13 protein-coding genes are annotated in these 14,201 nt (G+C 57.4%); 3 read left to right on the forward strand and 10 right to left on the reverse strand.

Annotated features, from left to right (window positions below):
* Positions 1-40: 40 nt before the first annotated feature.
* The 8 genes from B2W52_RS17170 to B2W52_RS17205 form a co-directional block, all read right to left on the reverse strand.
* The gene (locus B2W52_RS17170) at positions 41-466 is read right to left on the reverse strand and encodes a Na+/H+ antiporter subunit B (protein ID WP_008173968.1); all 426 of its coding nucleotides are present in this window, start codon (positions 464-466) and stop codon (positions 41-43) included.
* The gene (locus B2W52_RS17175) at positions 463-2,772 is read right to left on the reverse strand and encodes a putative monovalent cation/H+ antiporter subunit A (RefSeq protein ID WP_286803790.1); all 2,310 of its coding nucleotides are present in this window, start codon (positions 2,770-2,772) and stop codon (positions 463-465) included. Before B2W52_RS17175 ends, B2W52_RS17170 begins: the two co-directional genes overlap by 4 nt.
* A gap of 121 nt (positions 2,773-2,893) precedes the next feature.
* On the reverse strand, positions 2,894-3,226 hold the full coding sequence (locus tag B2W52_RS17180; protein WP_008173971.1) for a Na+/H+ antiporter subunit G: 333 nt from the start codon (positions 3,224-3,226) through the stop codon (positions 2,894-2,896).
* Positions 3,227-3,241: 15 nt separating this feature from the next.
* A complete protein-coding gene (locus B2W52_RS17185; protein WP_008173972.1) occupies positions 3,242-3,511 on the reverse strand; it encodes a K+/H+ antiporter subunit F in 270 nt (89 codons plus the stop codon).
* The gene (locus B2W52_RS17190) at positions 3,508-3,996 is read right to left on the reverse strand and encodes a Na+/H+ antiporter subunit E (RefSeq protein ID WP_008173975.1); all 489 of its coding nucleotides are present in this window, start codon (positions 3,994-3,996) and stop codon (positions 3,508-3,510) included. Before B2W52_RS17190 ends, B2W52_RS17185 begins: the two co-directional genes overlap by 4 nt.
* Entirely contained in the window at positions 3,996-5,513 is a 1,518-nt protein-coding gene (locus tag B2W52_RS17195; protein ID WP_008173978.1) for a monovalent cation/H+ antiporter subunit D, read from the reverse strand. Before B2W52_RS17195 ends, B2W52_RS17190 begins: the two co-directional genes overlap by 1 nt.
* Entirely contained in the window at positions 5,510-5,878 is a 369-nt protein-coding gene (locus B2W52_RS17200) for a Na+/H+ antiporter subunit C (protein ID WP_008173979.1), read from the reverse strand. Before B2W52_RS17200 ends, B2W52_RS17195 begins: the two co-directional genes overlap by 4 nt.
* Complete coding sequence (locus B2W52_RS17205; RefSeq protein ID WP_008173981.1) at positions 5,878-8,679, reverse strand: monovalent cation/H+ antiporter subunit A; 2,802 nt, start codon at positions 8,677-8,679, stop codon at positions 5,878-5,880. Before B2W52_RS17205 ends, B2W52_RS17200 begins: the two co-directional genes overlap by 1 nt.
* A 353-nt stretch (positions 8,680-9,032) precedes the next feature.
* On the opposite strand from B2W52_RS17205, the gene B2W52_RS17210 reads away from it, so the two are divergent.
* Complete coding sequence (locus tag B2W52_RS17210; protein ID WP_273069517.1) at positions 9,033-11,087, forward strand: NADPH-dependent 2,4-dienoyl-CoA reductase; 2,055 nt, start codon at positions 9,033-9,035, stop codon at positions 11,085-11,087.
* Entirely contained in the window at positions 11,084-12,106 is a 1,023-nt protein-coding gene (locus tag B2W52_RS17215; protein ID WP_008173984.1) for a CNNM domain-containing protein, read from the forward strand. Before B2W52_RS17210 ends, B2W52_RS17215 begins: the two co-directional genes overlap by 4 nt.
* A 10-nt stretch (positions 12,107-12,116) precedes the next feature.
* Here the strand turns inward: B2W52_RS17215 and B2W52_RS17220 are convergent, their stop codons facing one another.
* On the reverse strand, positions 12,117-12,281 hold the full coding sequence (locus B2W52_RS17220) for a hypothetical protein (protein WP_008173988.1): 165 nt from the start codon (positions 12,279-12,281) through the stop codon (positions 12,117-12,119).
* Between the two features lie 110 nt (positions 12,282-12,391).
* Complete coding sequence (locus B2W52_RS17225; RefSeq protein ID WP_053112755.1) at positions 12,392-13,387, reverse strand: GlxA family transcriptional regulator; 996 nt, start codon at positions 13,385-13,387, stop codon at positions 12,392-12,394.
* A gap of 114 nt (positions 13,388-13,501) precedes the next feature.
* Here B2W52_RS17225 and B2W52_RS17230 point away from each other — a divergent pair.
* Positions 13,502-14,201, forward strand: a 700-nt coding sequence (locus B2W52_RS17230; RefSeq protein WP_286803791.1) for an acyl-CoA dehydrogenase family protein, incomplete at its 3' end; no start/stop codon positions are given.

Consider the following 14,201-nt stretch of genomic DNA (forward strand, 5'->3'; position numbering starts at 1 on the left):
CTCCCCGGGATCAATGGACAGACATGAAAGATGATTAGGCTCATTCTCTGACCTCCATCAGACTGATTACAAAGGTCATCAGCGTGCCCAAAACCGCGAGGTACACGCCAATGTCGAAGATCAGCACCGTTGACAGCTTCAGGTAGCTCTCTCCGGGTAGGGGAAACTGCCACCAGTGGGCCGTTAGCAGTGGTTGGCCCGACAGCAGAGCGGGAATAGTGGACGCCAAGGCAAATAGCAGCCCGGCGGCGAGGATATCTCGGGGACTGACGCGCAGCAGTCGAAGAGTTGACCGGGCGCCGAAGGCGAAGGCATAGAGCACGAAGGCGCTGGCCGCAACCAGCCCACCGATGAATCCGCCGCCGGGCTCGTCATGGCCGCGCAGCAGCAAAAACACCGAAAACATCAACTGAAGCGGGACAATAGCCAGGGCGGCTGTGTTCAGAATCAGGGAGCTGGATCTCATGGTCTGTGCTGGTCCTCCGCCCTAAATTTGATCATGGAAAAGACGCCGATGGCAGCCAGGCCAAGCACGAAGATTTCACCCAGTGTATCGAGCTGTCGGAAGTCAACCAGGATCACGTTCACAATGTTTTTGCCGAAGGCCAGTTCCGAGCTGTTTTCGATGTAGTAGCTGGAAATGCTTTCAAAGAACTGTATATCCATTGCAGCCAGAATCAGCAGGGTCATCACTATGCCCGCGAAAACGGCCACCGCCAGGTCCCGATAGCGTTCCAATGGGGACGAAAGGTTGACGAAAGGCGGCAGTTTGAAGAGCACCAACACCAGAAGAATTACGGTCAGGGTCTCCACCAGCAGCTGGGTAATACCCAGGTCCGGGGCGCTGAAGTGGATGAAGATGAGGGCGACGCCAAAGCCAGTGACCCCAACGGAGGCAACTGAACCCAGGCGGGACCTGCTGGCGCAGGCGAAGAGCGTGGAAACCACCAGCAACAGAGCAATACCGAATTCATAGAAATAGCCGTCGCTGAAATCAAAACTCAGTTCGAAGCCGTGACGCGTGAGCAAGGTGTAGCCGGTCAGACCGAAGGTCACCAGCACAAGAATCAGCAGGTAAATCCCGAGGACGCCGTTCTGCAGAAGCCGGGTTTGCCAGTCGGCCACCTGGGTGATGCCCAGCATGAACCGAAAATAGCCAGCCTCCGGACCAAAGCGGCTGCCGGCGGTGTTAAGGGCGCAGAGATTGGGTTGCAGGCGCTGCCACTTGTAGAGCAGCAGCGAACCGATCAGCAGACTGACCACTGAAAGAATCAGCGGTACGTTCACCCCGTGCCACAAGGCGAGGGCGGTCTCAACCGCTGCGCCATGAACTGACGAAATCGCGGCGTCCAGCAGGATGCCAGCTGGTACAAAGGGAACCACGCCAAAAATCAATGCCAGGAGCGACAGCACGGCGGGGCCAATCAGCATGGCAAAAGGCGCCTCGTGGGGCTGCTTCGGGGTCTTGAGTACTTCGCCAAAAAACGGCTTGATGGCAACCAGCCCTGCGACCGCAACCACCAACATGGCAGACGCGACGGCCACCACCAGGAGGCCCAAGGACCACGCCGGAGCCTTGAGCAGTGATTCGAGCATTAGTTCCTTGGCAACGAAACCAAACAGGGGCGGCAAGCCTGCCAGCGAGAGCGCGGCCAGGCAGGTGATTGCCGCGGTAAGAGGCATGCTTTGCCTGAGACCTCCCATTTTTGTGATGTCCTTGGTGCCGGTCTCATGGTCCAGTGCACCGGCGAGCATGAACAAGGCGCCCTTGTAAAGGGAATGGGCAAGGAGGAAACAGATGAAAGCGGTGATAGCCAGCTCTGTACCGACCCCGATCAGCATGGTCAGGGTACCCAGGGCCATGACCGTGGAGTAGGCCAGTACCTTTTTGATACCAGTGCTGCTGAACGCCAGATAAGCACCGGTCAGCATAGTTGCAGCACCGAAAAGCATCAGTGAGCCACTCCAAAGCGCATCTCCGCCCAAGGATGGATTGAGACGGGCCAACAGATAAACGCCCGCTTTGACCATCGTTGCCGAGTGTAGGTAAGCAGAAACCGGCGTAGGGGCCGCCATGGCATTGGGCAACCAGAAATGGAAAGGCACTTGAGCTGATTTCGTGAAAGCGCCGATGAGAATGCAAATCGTCGCTGCGGTGTAAAAGGCGTGTTCTTGAATTTGCAGATCGGAAGCAAGTATTTCAGTAAACGAGTAACTTCCGGTAATGAAGCCGAGCAATATCAAACCTGCCATCAGGACGAGCCCGCCCCCGGCGGTAACGAAAAGCCCCTGAAGTGCACACTTGCGCGCTTCCTCGTCCTCGTGGTTGAAGCCAATCAGCATGTAGGAGGTGATGCTGGTTAACTCCCAGAAAACGAAAAACGCGATGAGGTTATCGGATAAAACCAGCCCCAGCATCGACGCCATGAACGACAGCATGATGACGTAGAATCGTCCCAGATCTTTGTGGCCTTTCAGATAGGAGCCGGCATAAATCAGGATGAATGTACCGATGCCACTGATTAGAAGGGCAAAAACCAGAGACAGGCCGTCTACCATGAAATCGAGGGTTATGCCGAGGCCCGGCATCCACTGGTTCTCAATCAGAAGGATTTCACCACGGCTGATTGAGGGAACAAGGCTGGCAAAGTATACGGTAAGCGATGCCGGAAGAAGCGCCAGAAGCCATCCAATGTGTTGGCCGGCGAAGCGGCGGAGCGCCGGCACGGCAAATGCCATTAAAAAACCCGATAGTACAGCCAGTAACATCATTTAAGGGTGCTCCGTTAGAACCCAGTTCTTAGCGTTATGCAGTTATCAGATTCCGGCCTTTGCACTTGGATCATACGCTGTTAAGCGGCAATCGACTCAACAACTCTTTGGGTTGAACCTTTTATTGATCCCAGGTCTGGCCGCGGGTGTTTTCTGTGGTTTTGACCTCCAGGTGCATGGCGGCTTTGGCCAGGAAATTAGCGCTGACGGGTGCCGTCATGAACAGAAAGGCTGTGATCAGAACCTCTTCAATGCCGATGCCCCTGCCGAGGGTACTGAAATAAATCACCGAGCTGACAACAATGGCGCCCACGCCGACCGTGGTTGCCTTGGTCGGGCCATGCAGGCGGGTGTAAAAATCCGGCAGGCGGGCCAGGCCAATCGCTCCGATCAGGGTAAAGGCGCCGCCTACAAGCAGCAAAGCGGAAACGGCATATTCGGCGAAGGTGCTCATCAGGTTTTCTCCGGGTTACTCAATAACGCTGCCGCGCTTGAGGTATTTTGCCATTGCAACGGTTCCGACGAATCCCATCACCGCAATGAGCAGGGCGGACTCGAGGTACATCCGTGTTTGTAGCGTTATACCAAGCAGCACGATAAGTGCGATGGCATTGACGTAAAGAGTATCGAGTGCCAACACTCTATCGGGCGCATCCGGCCCCTTGATCACGCGATAGACGTTCAGTAAGGCTGCCAGCGTGACCATGGCGATGGTGATGTAGAGCGCAATAAGAATCATCGGAACATCTCCAGCAGTGGCCTCTCATAACGGGCTCGAATCGTGTCGATGACTTCCTGCTCATCCTCGGCGTCCAGTGAATGGATGAGAATCAGTTTGTTGTCATCACTGACATCGGCGCCGACCGTTCCGGGCGTCAATGAAATAGTGCTGACCAGTATGCTGATGGCGAGTGGGTGATCCAGCTCAAGAGGATAACAGATGAACATCGGGCGAGGCTGCCGCGGGCTGAGTATGAGCTTTGCTACTTCAACACTGGCAACAATAATATCCCAGAGAACCCGCAACGCGTAGGCTGGCGCCCGCCAGCCCCTGATTACAGCGGGGCGGTCGGGCCAGAACCCCCGGGTCAGTTGGGGTATGCCCCAGGCAAGTACAATGCCCAGGACGACACTGCCCCCGCTTATGCCGTCACTCAGAAACTGCCAGGTGGCGAACAAGGTAAGACTTAGCCAGGGCTGAGGAAAACTGAGGCGATCGAGCATTAACTGCCCTCCCTGACCATGGGTGTTTGCAAGATTTCGATGTAAGCGTCGCTGTTGTGCAATTGCGCTGCAGTTGCATCGGTATAGTTCATAATGGGGCCAGCCAGCACTACCATGACAATGGCCATGGCAGTGAGTGCTCCCGCTGCCACGGAAATTCGGCCATTGAGCGGATCCGGTTTTTCCAGATGACCATCCACGGTGCGCCAGAACACGATGCTACCAGCGCGGCTGTAGGCAATGAGGGTCAGGAAGCTGCCGATCAGCAGTACTGACCATAGCCAGGCCATCTCGGTTCCCGATTCAACAGACTGCAAAATCAGCACCTTGCCAAAGAAACCGCTCAGGGGCGGCAGGCCGGCCGCTGCCACGGCACCCACCAGGAAGAGGACACTGAGGAAGGTGCGGCTCTGCATTTTAGGCGCTGTAACAATGCGGTCTTTCGCCGAACCGCGCTGGTTAGCGACCAGCTCAGAAACAAGGAACAGGCCGCCCACCGTCCACGTTGTGCTTAGCAGGTAGAAAAGCGCCGCAGACAATCCGGCCTGAGAACCAAGTGCAATCGGCGCCAGCAAGGTGCCCACCGAAATGATGACCTGCCAGGCGACCAGGGTCTTCAGAGTGCCGGAGCCCAGTGCGCCGATAACGCCCATGGCCAGGGTGGCCAGGGCGATCGGGAACAGCCAGTCCATGCCGAGATTGGCGAGCTCGCCTGCATCGTCGCCGAAGATAAGCAGATAGACCCGTAAAATGGCGTAGATGCCAACTTTGGTCATAACCGCAAACAATGCCGCAACCGGCGCCGTCGCTTTTGAGTAGGCCCGTGGTAGCCAGAAGCAAAGGGGCAGAATGGCTGCTTTAAGGCCGAAGACCACCAGTAACATCATGCCTCCGGCCTTGACGATGTTCAGGCCTTCTCCGGAGATTTGCGGAACCTTGACCGCGAGATCTGCCATGTTCAGAGTGCCGGTAACGCTGTAGATCATGCCGACGCTGATCAGGAACACGGCAGAGCCGATCAGGTTAAGCACGACATAGTGCAGGCCCGGAACGGTTCTGACTGTCCCGCCGCCATGCATCAGCAGACCATATGAGGCGATGAGCAGAACCTCGAAAGCAACAAACAGGTTGAACAGGTCGCCGGTGAGGAAAGCAATGTTTAGCCCCATGAGCTGGAAGAGGAACAGGCCATGGAACTGACGGTTTCCTTCATCGGCACCGCCTATGGCGAAGAGGTGGCAGAAAAGGGCCAGAATGGCAGTCATTATCAGCATCAGGGCGGCCAGTCGATCCAGCACCAGCACGATCCCGAAAGGTGGTTGCCAGTTACCGAATGCATAGATCCGATAACTGCCATCGTTTGCCATTACGAGGAGCACAACGGCGGATACTAGCATCAATACCGTTGTGGCCAGCGCCAGCGTCCGCCTCAGGTGGATAGGCGCGTAGCCCATAAAAGCCTGGAGAATGCCGCCGAGCAGGGGAATAAGAACAGGAGCGGTAAGCCAGTGGTTCATTTACCGGTAACCTCCGATTCTTCCTCCGGTGCGGGTGATTTGTAAGGCTGCTTCCCATCCACATGATCGTCCTCATTGTCCGCCAGGTTGCGCAGGGAGAGCACTACAACAAACGCAGTCATTGCAAAGCCAATCACAATGGCTGTAAGTACAAGGGCTTGTGGTAGAGGGTCAGAGTAACTGGCTGCAGTGCCGATGATCGGCTGCTGACCGGTCGCCAGGCGTCCACTGGAGAACAGAAACAGGTTGACGCCATAAGAAAGAAGCGTCAGGCCGACCACTACCGGAAAGGTCCGAGCACGCAGAATCAGATAGACGCCGGACGACGTCAGTGCGCCAATAACCAGTGCGAAAACGAGCTCCATTACGCACTCTCCTGTTTGGGTTTAATCGCAGAATGGGGCGACAACCGGCCGACAGTCACCAGCGACAGAAGGGTAGCACCGATAACTGCCAGGTAGACGCCGAGATCAAAGATCAGGGCCGAGGCAACCTCGAACTTGCCCACCACCGGCCAGGTGATGTAATCGAAGGTGGATGTGAGGAACGGGTAGCCGAAGGCGAAACTGCCAAGCCCGGCAACCGTTGCGAACAGCAGGCCCAGCCCGATGACGTTGTGGTAGCGCAGACGGATTCGATCCTCTGTCCACTCCATGCCGCTGGCAATGTATTGGAGAATCAGCGCAATCGAGGTAATAAGACCGGCGATAAACCCGCCGCCCGGCAGGTTGTGGCCGCGCAGGAAAATGAATGCGGACACCATCAGGGCAAGCGGTAACATTGGCCGGGCAATCAGGCTCAACATCAGCGGGTGCGCATCCCGGGCCCATGCGTGGCCGGCGCCATCGCTGGGCGGTGGCGTCAATACGGTGTCTTTGAGCATGGCGTAGATGCCCAGGGCGGCAATGGCCAGGACCGTGATCTCGCCCAGGGTATCGAAGCCCCGGAAGTCCACGAGAATGACGTTGACCACGTTAGTGCCGCCTCCGCCCGGCTTGCTGTTCTCCAGGAAGAACTCGGAGATCGAGCTGAATGGCTGGGTCAGCATGGCAAGCGTCACCAGTGTCATGCCAATACCTGCGACCGCCGCAATGGCCACATCGCGGAGACGACGTTTGAGAGGTGTTTCGACTGGCGTCCAGGGATGCATGTAGTAGATGGCCAGCATCAACAGAACAATCGTCACCACCTCCACAGAGAGCTGGGTCATGGCCAGGTCCGGTGCCGAAAAGCGGGCGAAGGCCAAAGCTACGACCAGTCCTACAACGCTCAACAGTACCAGTGCATAGAAACGCTGTCGGTGCAGTCCTGCCGTTGCAAAAGCGCAGAGTATCAGCACAGCGGCCGCAATCGCCGTTGGCGCATCCACCGGGCTCAGGCCGTTCTCACCGACAAAGACCCCCAGATCAAGCAATGGCATTGCTGCAACAGCGATCACACTGACAAACAGCAGCAGAGCGTAGCGCTGTAGCGAGCCGTTCTCCAGCCGTGAAGTCACGCTGTTGGCAAAGTCTACAATCCGCAGAACAACGCTCTCGAATACGGCCTTTTCATCGATTTCCCGGAACCGTGCGTGAAAATCGAAAAAGCGCTGGCGTTGGCTGTACATGAGCAAACCGCCGGCAAAAGCGAAAAAACTCATCATCAGCGGGAGGTTGAAACCGTGGAACGCCGCGAGTTGGTAATCCGGCACATTGCCGCCAAATGTGGCGGATGCCGCCATGTAAAGCAGCGGGCCGACCGAGATGGCCGGAAAGATGCCGATCATGACGAGCGCAAACACGAGAATCTCCGCCGGGATCTTCATGTAACGGGGAGGCTCGTGTGGAGGGTAGATCGGAAGATCAACCGGCTTGCCGTTGAAGAAAACGTCGTGGATAAAACGTGCGGAGTAAGCCACCGTGAAGACGCCCGCCAGGGTCGCCACGATTGGTGGCAGCCAGGCCCAGAGCCCCGGCAGGTTCAGCGCCAGTGATTCGGCGAAGAACATTTCCTTGCTCAGAAAGCCGTTCAGCAGCGGCACCCCGGCGTTCGATGCGGCAGCAACCATGGCCAGGGTGGCCGTGTGCGGCATGAAACGCCAGAGCCCGTTAATGCGGCGCATATCCCGGGTGCCGGTTTCATGGTCGATGATACCGGCGGCCATAAACAGGGAGGCTTTGAACGTGGCGTGGTTGATCACGTGGAAAATCGCCGCAACGGCCGCAAGCTGGGTGCCCATGCCGAACAGCAGGGTAATAAGGCCCAGTTGACTCACCGTTGAATAGGCCAGCAGGCCTTTCAGATCGTGCTTGAACATGGCGGTGTAGGCGCCCAGCAGCATGGTGGCCATGCCGGTAAAGCTGACCATGTAGAACCACTGTTCAGTACCTGCCAGGGCCGGATACAGCCGGGCCATGAGAAAGATGCCGGCTTTGACCATGGTAGCCGAGTGCAGGTAGGCAGATACCGGTGTCGGTGCCTGCATGGCGTGAGGCAGCCAGAAATGGAACGGGAACTGGGCCGATTTGGTGAACGCGCCCAGCAGAACCAGGGTCAGGGCGACCGGATACATGGCATGAGCCTTTATCTGGTCTCCGGCTGCCAGCACGTCATCAAGCTCGAAGCTGCCAACAATGTTGCCGATGATCAGGATGCCGGCGAGCAGTGCAAGGCCGCCGCCGCCGGTTACCGCGAGTGCCATCCGGGCGCCACGGCGGGCGTCCTGTTTATGGGTCCAGAAACTGATCAGCAGGAACGAGGTCAGGCTGGTCAGTTCCCAGAAAATCATCATCAGGAGGAGGTTGCTTGAGAGCACGATGCCGAGCATCGATCCCTTGAAGCACAGCAGCAGGGCGTAGAACTTGCCGACGTTTTCATGGGCTTTCAGGTAATAGCGGGCGTAAAGAATGATCAGCAGCCCGATGATCAGGATCAGCAGAGCGAACAGCAGGGACAGCCCGTCCAGACGAAAACTGAAGGAGAGGCCGAGCGCGGGGAGCCATTCGTAGCTGTGCAGCACAACGCCGCCGTCAGCAAGGGTTTCCCAATGGGGGAAAAGGGCAGCGAGTGCGATCAACGCGGGTACAGAAGATGCAACGGCAATCGCCGTTCTGCCGCCCTGGGCGAACAGCGGTGCGGCTAAAGCACCCAGAAAAGGCAGTAAAACAACCAGCGGTAGCGACATCGCAACCTCGTTATTGGTTTTCTTTTACGTGAGTATTGAAGGCATGTTTGCCTGAGTCTAGTCTCCGGCCGGCCACCCTGCACATTGAGCACCGATGCCCTTACGGCATGGAAGGTGGGGTGGATCAGCAGAAAACAGGCGGGTCCGGGAAGTACGGTAAACGTCCCCGGTGCCGCGCTATGTCAGCGGTCACAGGTGGGCGGGTAACTCTTGTGCAGCCGAAGGACCTTGCGGTCATGGTTGCTCCGTCAATGAAACTTGATTGCCGATGATACGTGCCCCGTCTGGAAGGTCAAGTCAACTTGCCATTGATCAAGTGTATACTCGCGATAAATATTTACTGAGAGAGTCCCATGAGCGACATCTATCCCAACCTTCTGAAACCCCTGGATCTCGGCTTCACTGAACTTAAGAACCGAGTGCTGATGGGGTCCATGCACACGGGCCTGGAAGACAGGTTCTGGAACATCCACAAGTTCGCGCGGTACTTTGCCGAGCGCGCAGAAGGTGGCGTGGGGCTCATGGTGACGGGCGGTTTCTCGCCCAATCTGGTTGGGCAGCTGGCCCCGCTTGCCTCAACCATGAACAATCGGGCAACGGCTCTTTTGCATCGTCATGTGACCGGTGCGGTGCATGAGGCAGGCGGTAAGATCTGTATGCAGATCCTGCACGCAGGGCGTTATGGCTATCAGCCGTTGATTGTCTCGGCATCGGCAACCAAGGCCCCGATAAGCCCGTTCAAGGCCCGCGCCCTTTCCTCGAAAGGGGTTGAAAGGCAGATCAACGATTTCGTCAGTGCCGCGAAGCTCGCCAAATTTGCGGGTTATGATGGCGTTGAGGTGATGGGCTCCGAAGGCTATTTCATCAACCAGTTTTTGTGTGAGCGGACCAACAAGAGAACGGACAAGTGGGGTGGCCCTTACGAGAACCGTATGCGCCTGCCCGTGGAGATTGTCCGCCGTATGCGCGAAGCTGTTGGGCCTGAATTCATCATTATCTACCGGCTGTCCATGCTGGACCTGGTCGAGGGTGGCCAGACCTGGGAACAGATTGTGACACTGGGCAAGGCCATTGAGCGGGCAGGAGCCACCATCATCAATACCGGGATTGGCTGGCATGAAGCCCGGGTGCCCACCATCGTTACCTCGGTTCCCCGGGGCGGCTTCGCCGATGTCACCGCCAAGTTCTATGGCGAAGTGGATATCCCGGTGTGTACCACCAACCGCATCAACACCCCCGAAAAAGGAGAAGAGATTCTCGCTGCCGGAAAGGCGGATATGGTGTCGATGGCCCGGCCTCTGTTGGCGGACAGCGAGTTTGTTCGCAAAGCCGAGCAGGGGCGCAGTGACGAAATCAACACCTGCATTGCCTGCAACCAGGCGTGTCTTGACCATGCCTTCCAGGCCAAGCGGGCATCGTGCCTTGTAAACCCGAGGGCCTGCCACGAAACCGAGCTGGTGTTGACGGTAGCGCCGGTTGTGCGCCGGGTCGCAGTGGTGGGGGCCGGACCTGCGGGGCTGGCAGCAGCGACCACCGCCGCGAAACGGGGCCACAAGGTGACCCTTTTCGACGCAGACGATCGGATTGGCGGTCAGTTCAACTACGCCAAACGCATCCCGGGCAAGGAAGAATTCTACGAAACCCTTCGTTATTACCAGCGCCAGATAGAGCTGTTGGAGATCGACCTGAAGCTGGGCACGCGCGTGGACGCGGACTCACTCAAGGCCCAGGGCTTTGATGATGTGGTGATCGCCACTGGCGTGAAGCCGAGAACACCGGCAATTGAAGGCATCGATCATCCCAAGGTGCTCGGATACCTCGATGTGCTCCGTCACAACAAACCGGTTGGTGCGACTGTGGCGGTTATTGGTGCCGGCGGTATAGGCTTCGATGTCAGCGAGTTCCTGACGCACGACTTCAGCCACCATCCCGAAGGCGAGCAGGTCAGCGTTGCCGACTGGCAGGCAGAGTGGGGCGTTCATCCGGATTTTGATGGCCCCGGAGGCTTGGCCGAGCGCCAGCCAACACCGTCGCCCCGAAAGATTTACCTGATGCAGCGAAAAACCGGCAAGGTCGGCGGCGGTCTGGGCAAGACGTCGGGTTGGGTGCACCGCAACAGCCTGAAGCACCGTGAAGTCGAGATGCTGAGGGGCTGTCGCTATGAGCGGATTGACGACCAGGGGCTGCATATCTCCCTGACCGACAAAGATGGCAAGGTCACGGAGAGCCGGGTGTTGGCCGTGGACAATGTGATTATTTGTGCAGGCCAGGAACCTTATCGGGAACTTTTCGACGAGTTATCGGACTCTGGGGTGACCGCGCATCTGATCGGCGGTGCAGACGTCGCCGAAGAACTGGACGCCAAACGGGCCATCCGGCAGGGAACGGAAGTCGCAGCCAAATTATGACATTACTAATTGCCTTCGCAGTGCTCTCGATTGGCTTCTCCTTTTTATGCTCCATTCTAGAGGCGGCCCTGCTTTCGGTGACTCCGAGCTACATCGCCTCACTGAAAAAAGAGAAGCCGAAGCTTTTCGCCCGGTTGCGAAAACTGAAAGACGATGTGGACGATCCCCTGTCTGCAATCCTTACACTGAACACGGTTGCCCACACCGTGGGCGCCACCGGCGTTGGCGCCCAGGTGACGGTGGTTTTTGGGGAAGCGTGGCTCGGAATTGCCTCTGCGGTAATGACCCTGGCTATCCTGATATTCTCGGAAATTATTCCCAAAACCATTGGCGCCAAATACTGGCGGAGTATTGCGCCACGGCTGCCAGCTATTCTGGGATTCATGATCAAGGCGCTGCTGCCGTTCATCTGGTTGTCCAAACAGGTCACCCGTCGAATTGGGTCTGGTGAGGCCGACGTTGATATCCGTGCGGAGATCAGCGCCCTGGCGGAGATCGGCAAGGATCAGCAGGCCCTGGACGAAGACGAACGGCGCATGATTCACAACGTCCTGCGATTCCACGAGATCAAGGTCAGTTCTGTGATGACACCAAGGACGGTCTGCAAATACGTTGATCCGGGAATCACTTACGACCAGTTCCGGGAGCAGGTCAGCAAATCACCGTTCTCCCGATACCCTGTAATCGATGAGGAAGGCGAGGCGCTCGGGTACCTGCATCGGGCAGACCTGATCAACCTCGATTCCGATGTCGACCTGCTCGACCACATGCGCAAGATCAAGCGAGTGAAAGGCAACACCAACATCGAATTCCTGTTTTCGGACATGCTGCGAGAGCGGCAACACCTGGCCGTCGTCTATGACGAATTGGGAACCTGGCTGGGAATAGTGACGCTGGAGGACATACTGGAGACACTTTTGGGCACGGAAATCATGGATGAAACCGATAATGTCTCGAACCTCCGCCGGTATGCGAAGCAGCGCTGGAGCCGGCGTTTGAAGAAGTATGGCTCCGGATAGAAGGGTTTGGTTAGCGGGAGGCTTTCAAGGCATTTGAAATCGCCTCGGCTTCAGCTTCAAGTACCTGACTTCGAAGGCTGTTTCCCTGCTGCAGTGCCTGCTCGATCTGCTTGCGCTTCATGTCGTACAGCCTGCTCAGAATCTCTGCCTGGCTTTGTCTGATCGGTGCATTCATGGCGGACCTCCCCATAGTGACACCTGTCGGTATTCTTTACGTTTCAGGCCGAACATTGGCCTTCACTGGAAACCAATGCATAACCCGGGCCAGTCAGGACCGACCAGACATTACCTGACAAAGCGAGAGCGGTAGGCACCCGGTGAAAGCCCGGTATGTTTGCGGAACAGACGCGTGAAGGAACTCACGTCTTCGTAGCCCACCAACTGAGTGATTTCATCAATCGGTAGCCGCGATTTCTCCAAATGCTGACGTGCCACCTCAATCCTGAGAAGTTGTAGATACCCGGTGGGCGTGTCGCCAGTGGCTGCCTTGAATCGGCGAATCAGAGAACGCTCGGTGAGTCCGCTGAGTGAAGCCAGGCGTTGCAGGGTAACAGGGTCCCGGTAATGACTGTCCAGCCAGTCCTGCAGCTTCAGAATGGCGGCATCAGAATGGTAACGGCGAGCCTGCAAGGCACTATAAGGCGCCTGACTGGTCCGCCCCGCATCAATCACAAACGCCTTCGCCAGCTCCCGCGCCACCTGAGCCCCCGCGTAACGTTCGACCAGATAGATCCCCAGATCCCACCAGGCCATGCCGCCCCCGGCACAGGCGATGTCGCCGTCCACCGTTACCAGCTTGTCCGGCTGAAGGTTCACCGCCGGAAAGCGCTGGCGGAACTGATGGCTGAAGCCCCAATGCGTCGTCGCCTGACGACCATCCAGCAGCCCCGCCTCGGCCAGCATGAACGCCCCGGTACAGTTACTGGCTACCCGCACCTGCCCGGCGTCTGAAGACCGAAATGCGCTCAGCCATTCAATAAGCTCCGAATTCCCCGCCAGAACGACTTCGATAGGACCACCAATAGTCGGTATCACCACCAGATCGCTGTCGTCGCCACCCGGTAACAAATCGTTCCAGGCTCCGTCTGGCTGAATGGTCAGTCCGTTAATGCAGCGGCAGGGCGCTCCGTCCTTCGTCAGAAGCCGGGTTGTGAACCGGGGTGTCGGCGCTTCATCGTTAATCCGCGCCCAGGTAACGCCGGCAAGACGGAAAAGATCAATAATGCCAGTGATGGCGCTGGCTAAAGCGCCATCAAAACCGATAACAGAGACCGTTCGCATGCAAACTCCAAATTAGGTCATCAGTGGCAATGTTGACCATAATTATGTCATAAACGCCGGTTTCCAGGAAAAACCAGTTGTGAGAGGCTAACGACATCAAACAGGAGACCAAGCATGACCGACACCCTGATCGACCGCCGCGACCTGGCGTTCCAGCTCTACGAAGTTCTCGATACCGAAAACCTCACCACCCGCGAGCGCTTCAGCGAACACAACCGCGACACCTTCGATGCCGTCATTGAAACCGCCGACAAGATGGCACGGGAAAAGTTTGCCACCCATAACAGCGCCGCCGACAAGGACGAACCAAAGTTCGTCAACGGCCAGGTCGAAATGCTGCCGCAGGTCAAGGAAGCCTTCGACGCCTATGCCCAGGCCGGCTTCATTGCGGGGCGCTATGACTATGAGTTGGGCGGCATGCAGTTGCCAGAGTCCGTCATGGCAGCCTGCAACGGCTTCTTCACTGCGGCCAACCCCGGCACTGCCGGCTACCCGTTCCTGACCGCCGCCGCCGCTAACCTCATCCGCGTTTTTGGTGACGAGGCGCAGAAAACCACCTTCCTGCCGCACATGCTCAGCGGCCGCTCCAGCGGCACCATGGCCCTGACCGAACCCCACGCCGGATCTTCCCTGGCAGACATCCGCACCTCGGCTTCGCCCACGGATGATGGCCATTACCTGATCAAGGGCGCCAAGATCTACATCTCCGGTGGTGAGCAGTCGATCACTGACAATATCGTTCACATGGTTCTGGCCAAGGTCAAGGGCGCGCCTGCCGGCGTGAAGGGCATCTCCCTGTTCATCGTGCCCAAGT

The organism is Marinobacter sp. UBA2498 (assembly GCF_002341575.1).
In the GTDB taxonomy this organism is placed as follows: Bacteria; Pseudomonadota; Gammaproteobacteria; order Pseudomonadales; family Oleiphilaceae; genus Marinobacter; species Marinobacter manganoxydans.

Coding starts and splice junctions, on each gene's coding strand:
- B2W52_RS17220 (WP_008173988.1), bottom strand. CDS start 12,281: ATGAATGCACCGATCAGACAAAGCCAGGCAGAGATTCTGAGCAGGCTG.
- B2W52_RS17185 (WP_008173972.1), bottom strand. CDS start 3,511: ATGATTCTTATTGCGCTCTACATCACCATCGCCATGGTCACGCTGGCA.
- B2W52_RS17200 (WP_008173979.1), bottom strand. CDS start 5,878: ATGGAGCTCGTTTTCGCACTGGTTATTGGCGCACTGACGTCGTCCGGC.
- B2W52_RS17195 (WP_008173978.1), bottom strand. CDS start 5,513: ATGAACCACTGGCTTACCGCTCCTGTTCTTATTCCCCTGCTCGGCGGC.
- B2W52_RS17210 (WP_273069517.1), top strand. CDS start 9,033: ATGAGCGACATCTATCCCAACCTTCTGAAACCCCTGGATCTCGGCTTC.
- B2W52_RS17225 (WP_053112755.1), bottom strand. CDS start 13,387: ATGCGAACGGTCTCTGTTATCGGTTTTGATGGCGCTTTAGCCAGCGCC.
- B2W52_RS17170 (WP_008173968.1), bottom strand. CDS start 466: ATGAGATCCAGCTCCCTGATTCTGAACACAGCCGCCCTGGCTATTGTC.
- B2W52_RS17190 (WP_008173975.1), bottom strand. CDS start 3,996: ATGCTCGATCGCCTCAGTTTTCCTCAGCCCTGGCTAAGTCTTACCTTG.
- B2W52_RS17175 (WP_286803790.1), bottom strand. CDS start 2,772: ATGATGTTACTGGCTGTACTATCGGGTTTTTTAATGGCATTTGCCGTG.
- B2W52_RS17215 (WP_008173984.1), top strand. CDS start 11,084: ATGACATTACTAATTGCCTTCGCAGTGCTCTCGATTGGCTTCTCCTTT.
- B2W52_RS17180 (WP_008173971.1), bottom strand. CDS start 3,226: ATGAGCACCTTCGCCGAATATGCCGTTTCCGCTTTGCTGCTTGTAGGC.
- B2W52_RS17205 (WP_008173981.1), bottom strand. CDS start 8,679: ATGTCGCTACCGCTGGTTGTTTTACTGCCTTTTCTGGGTGCTTTAGCC.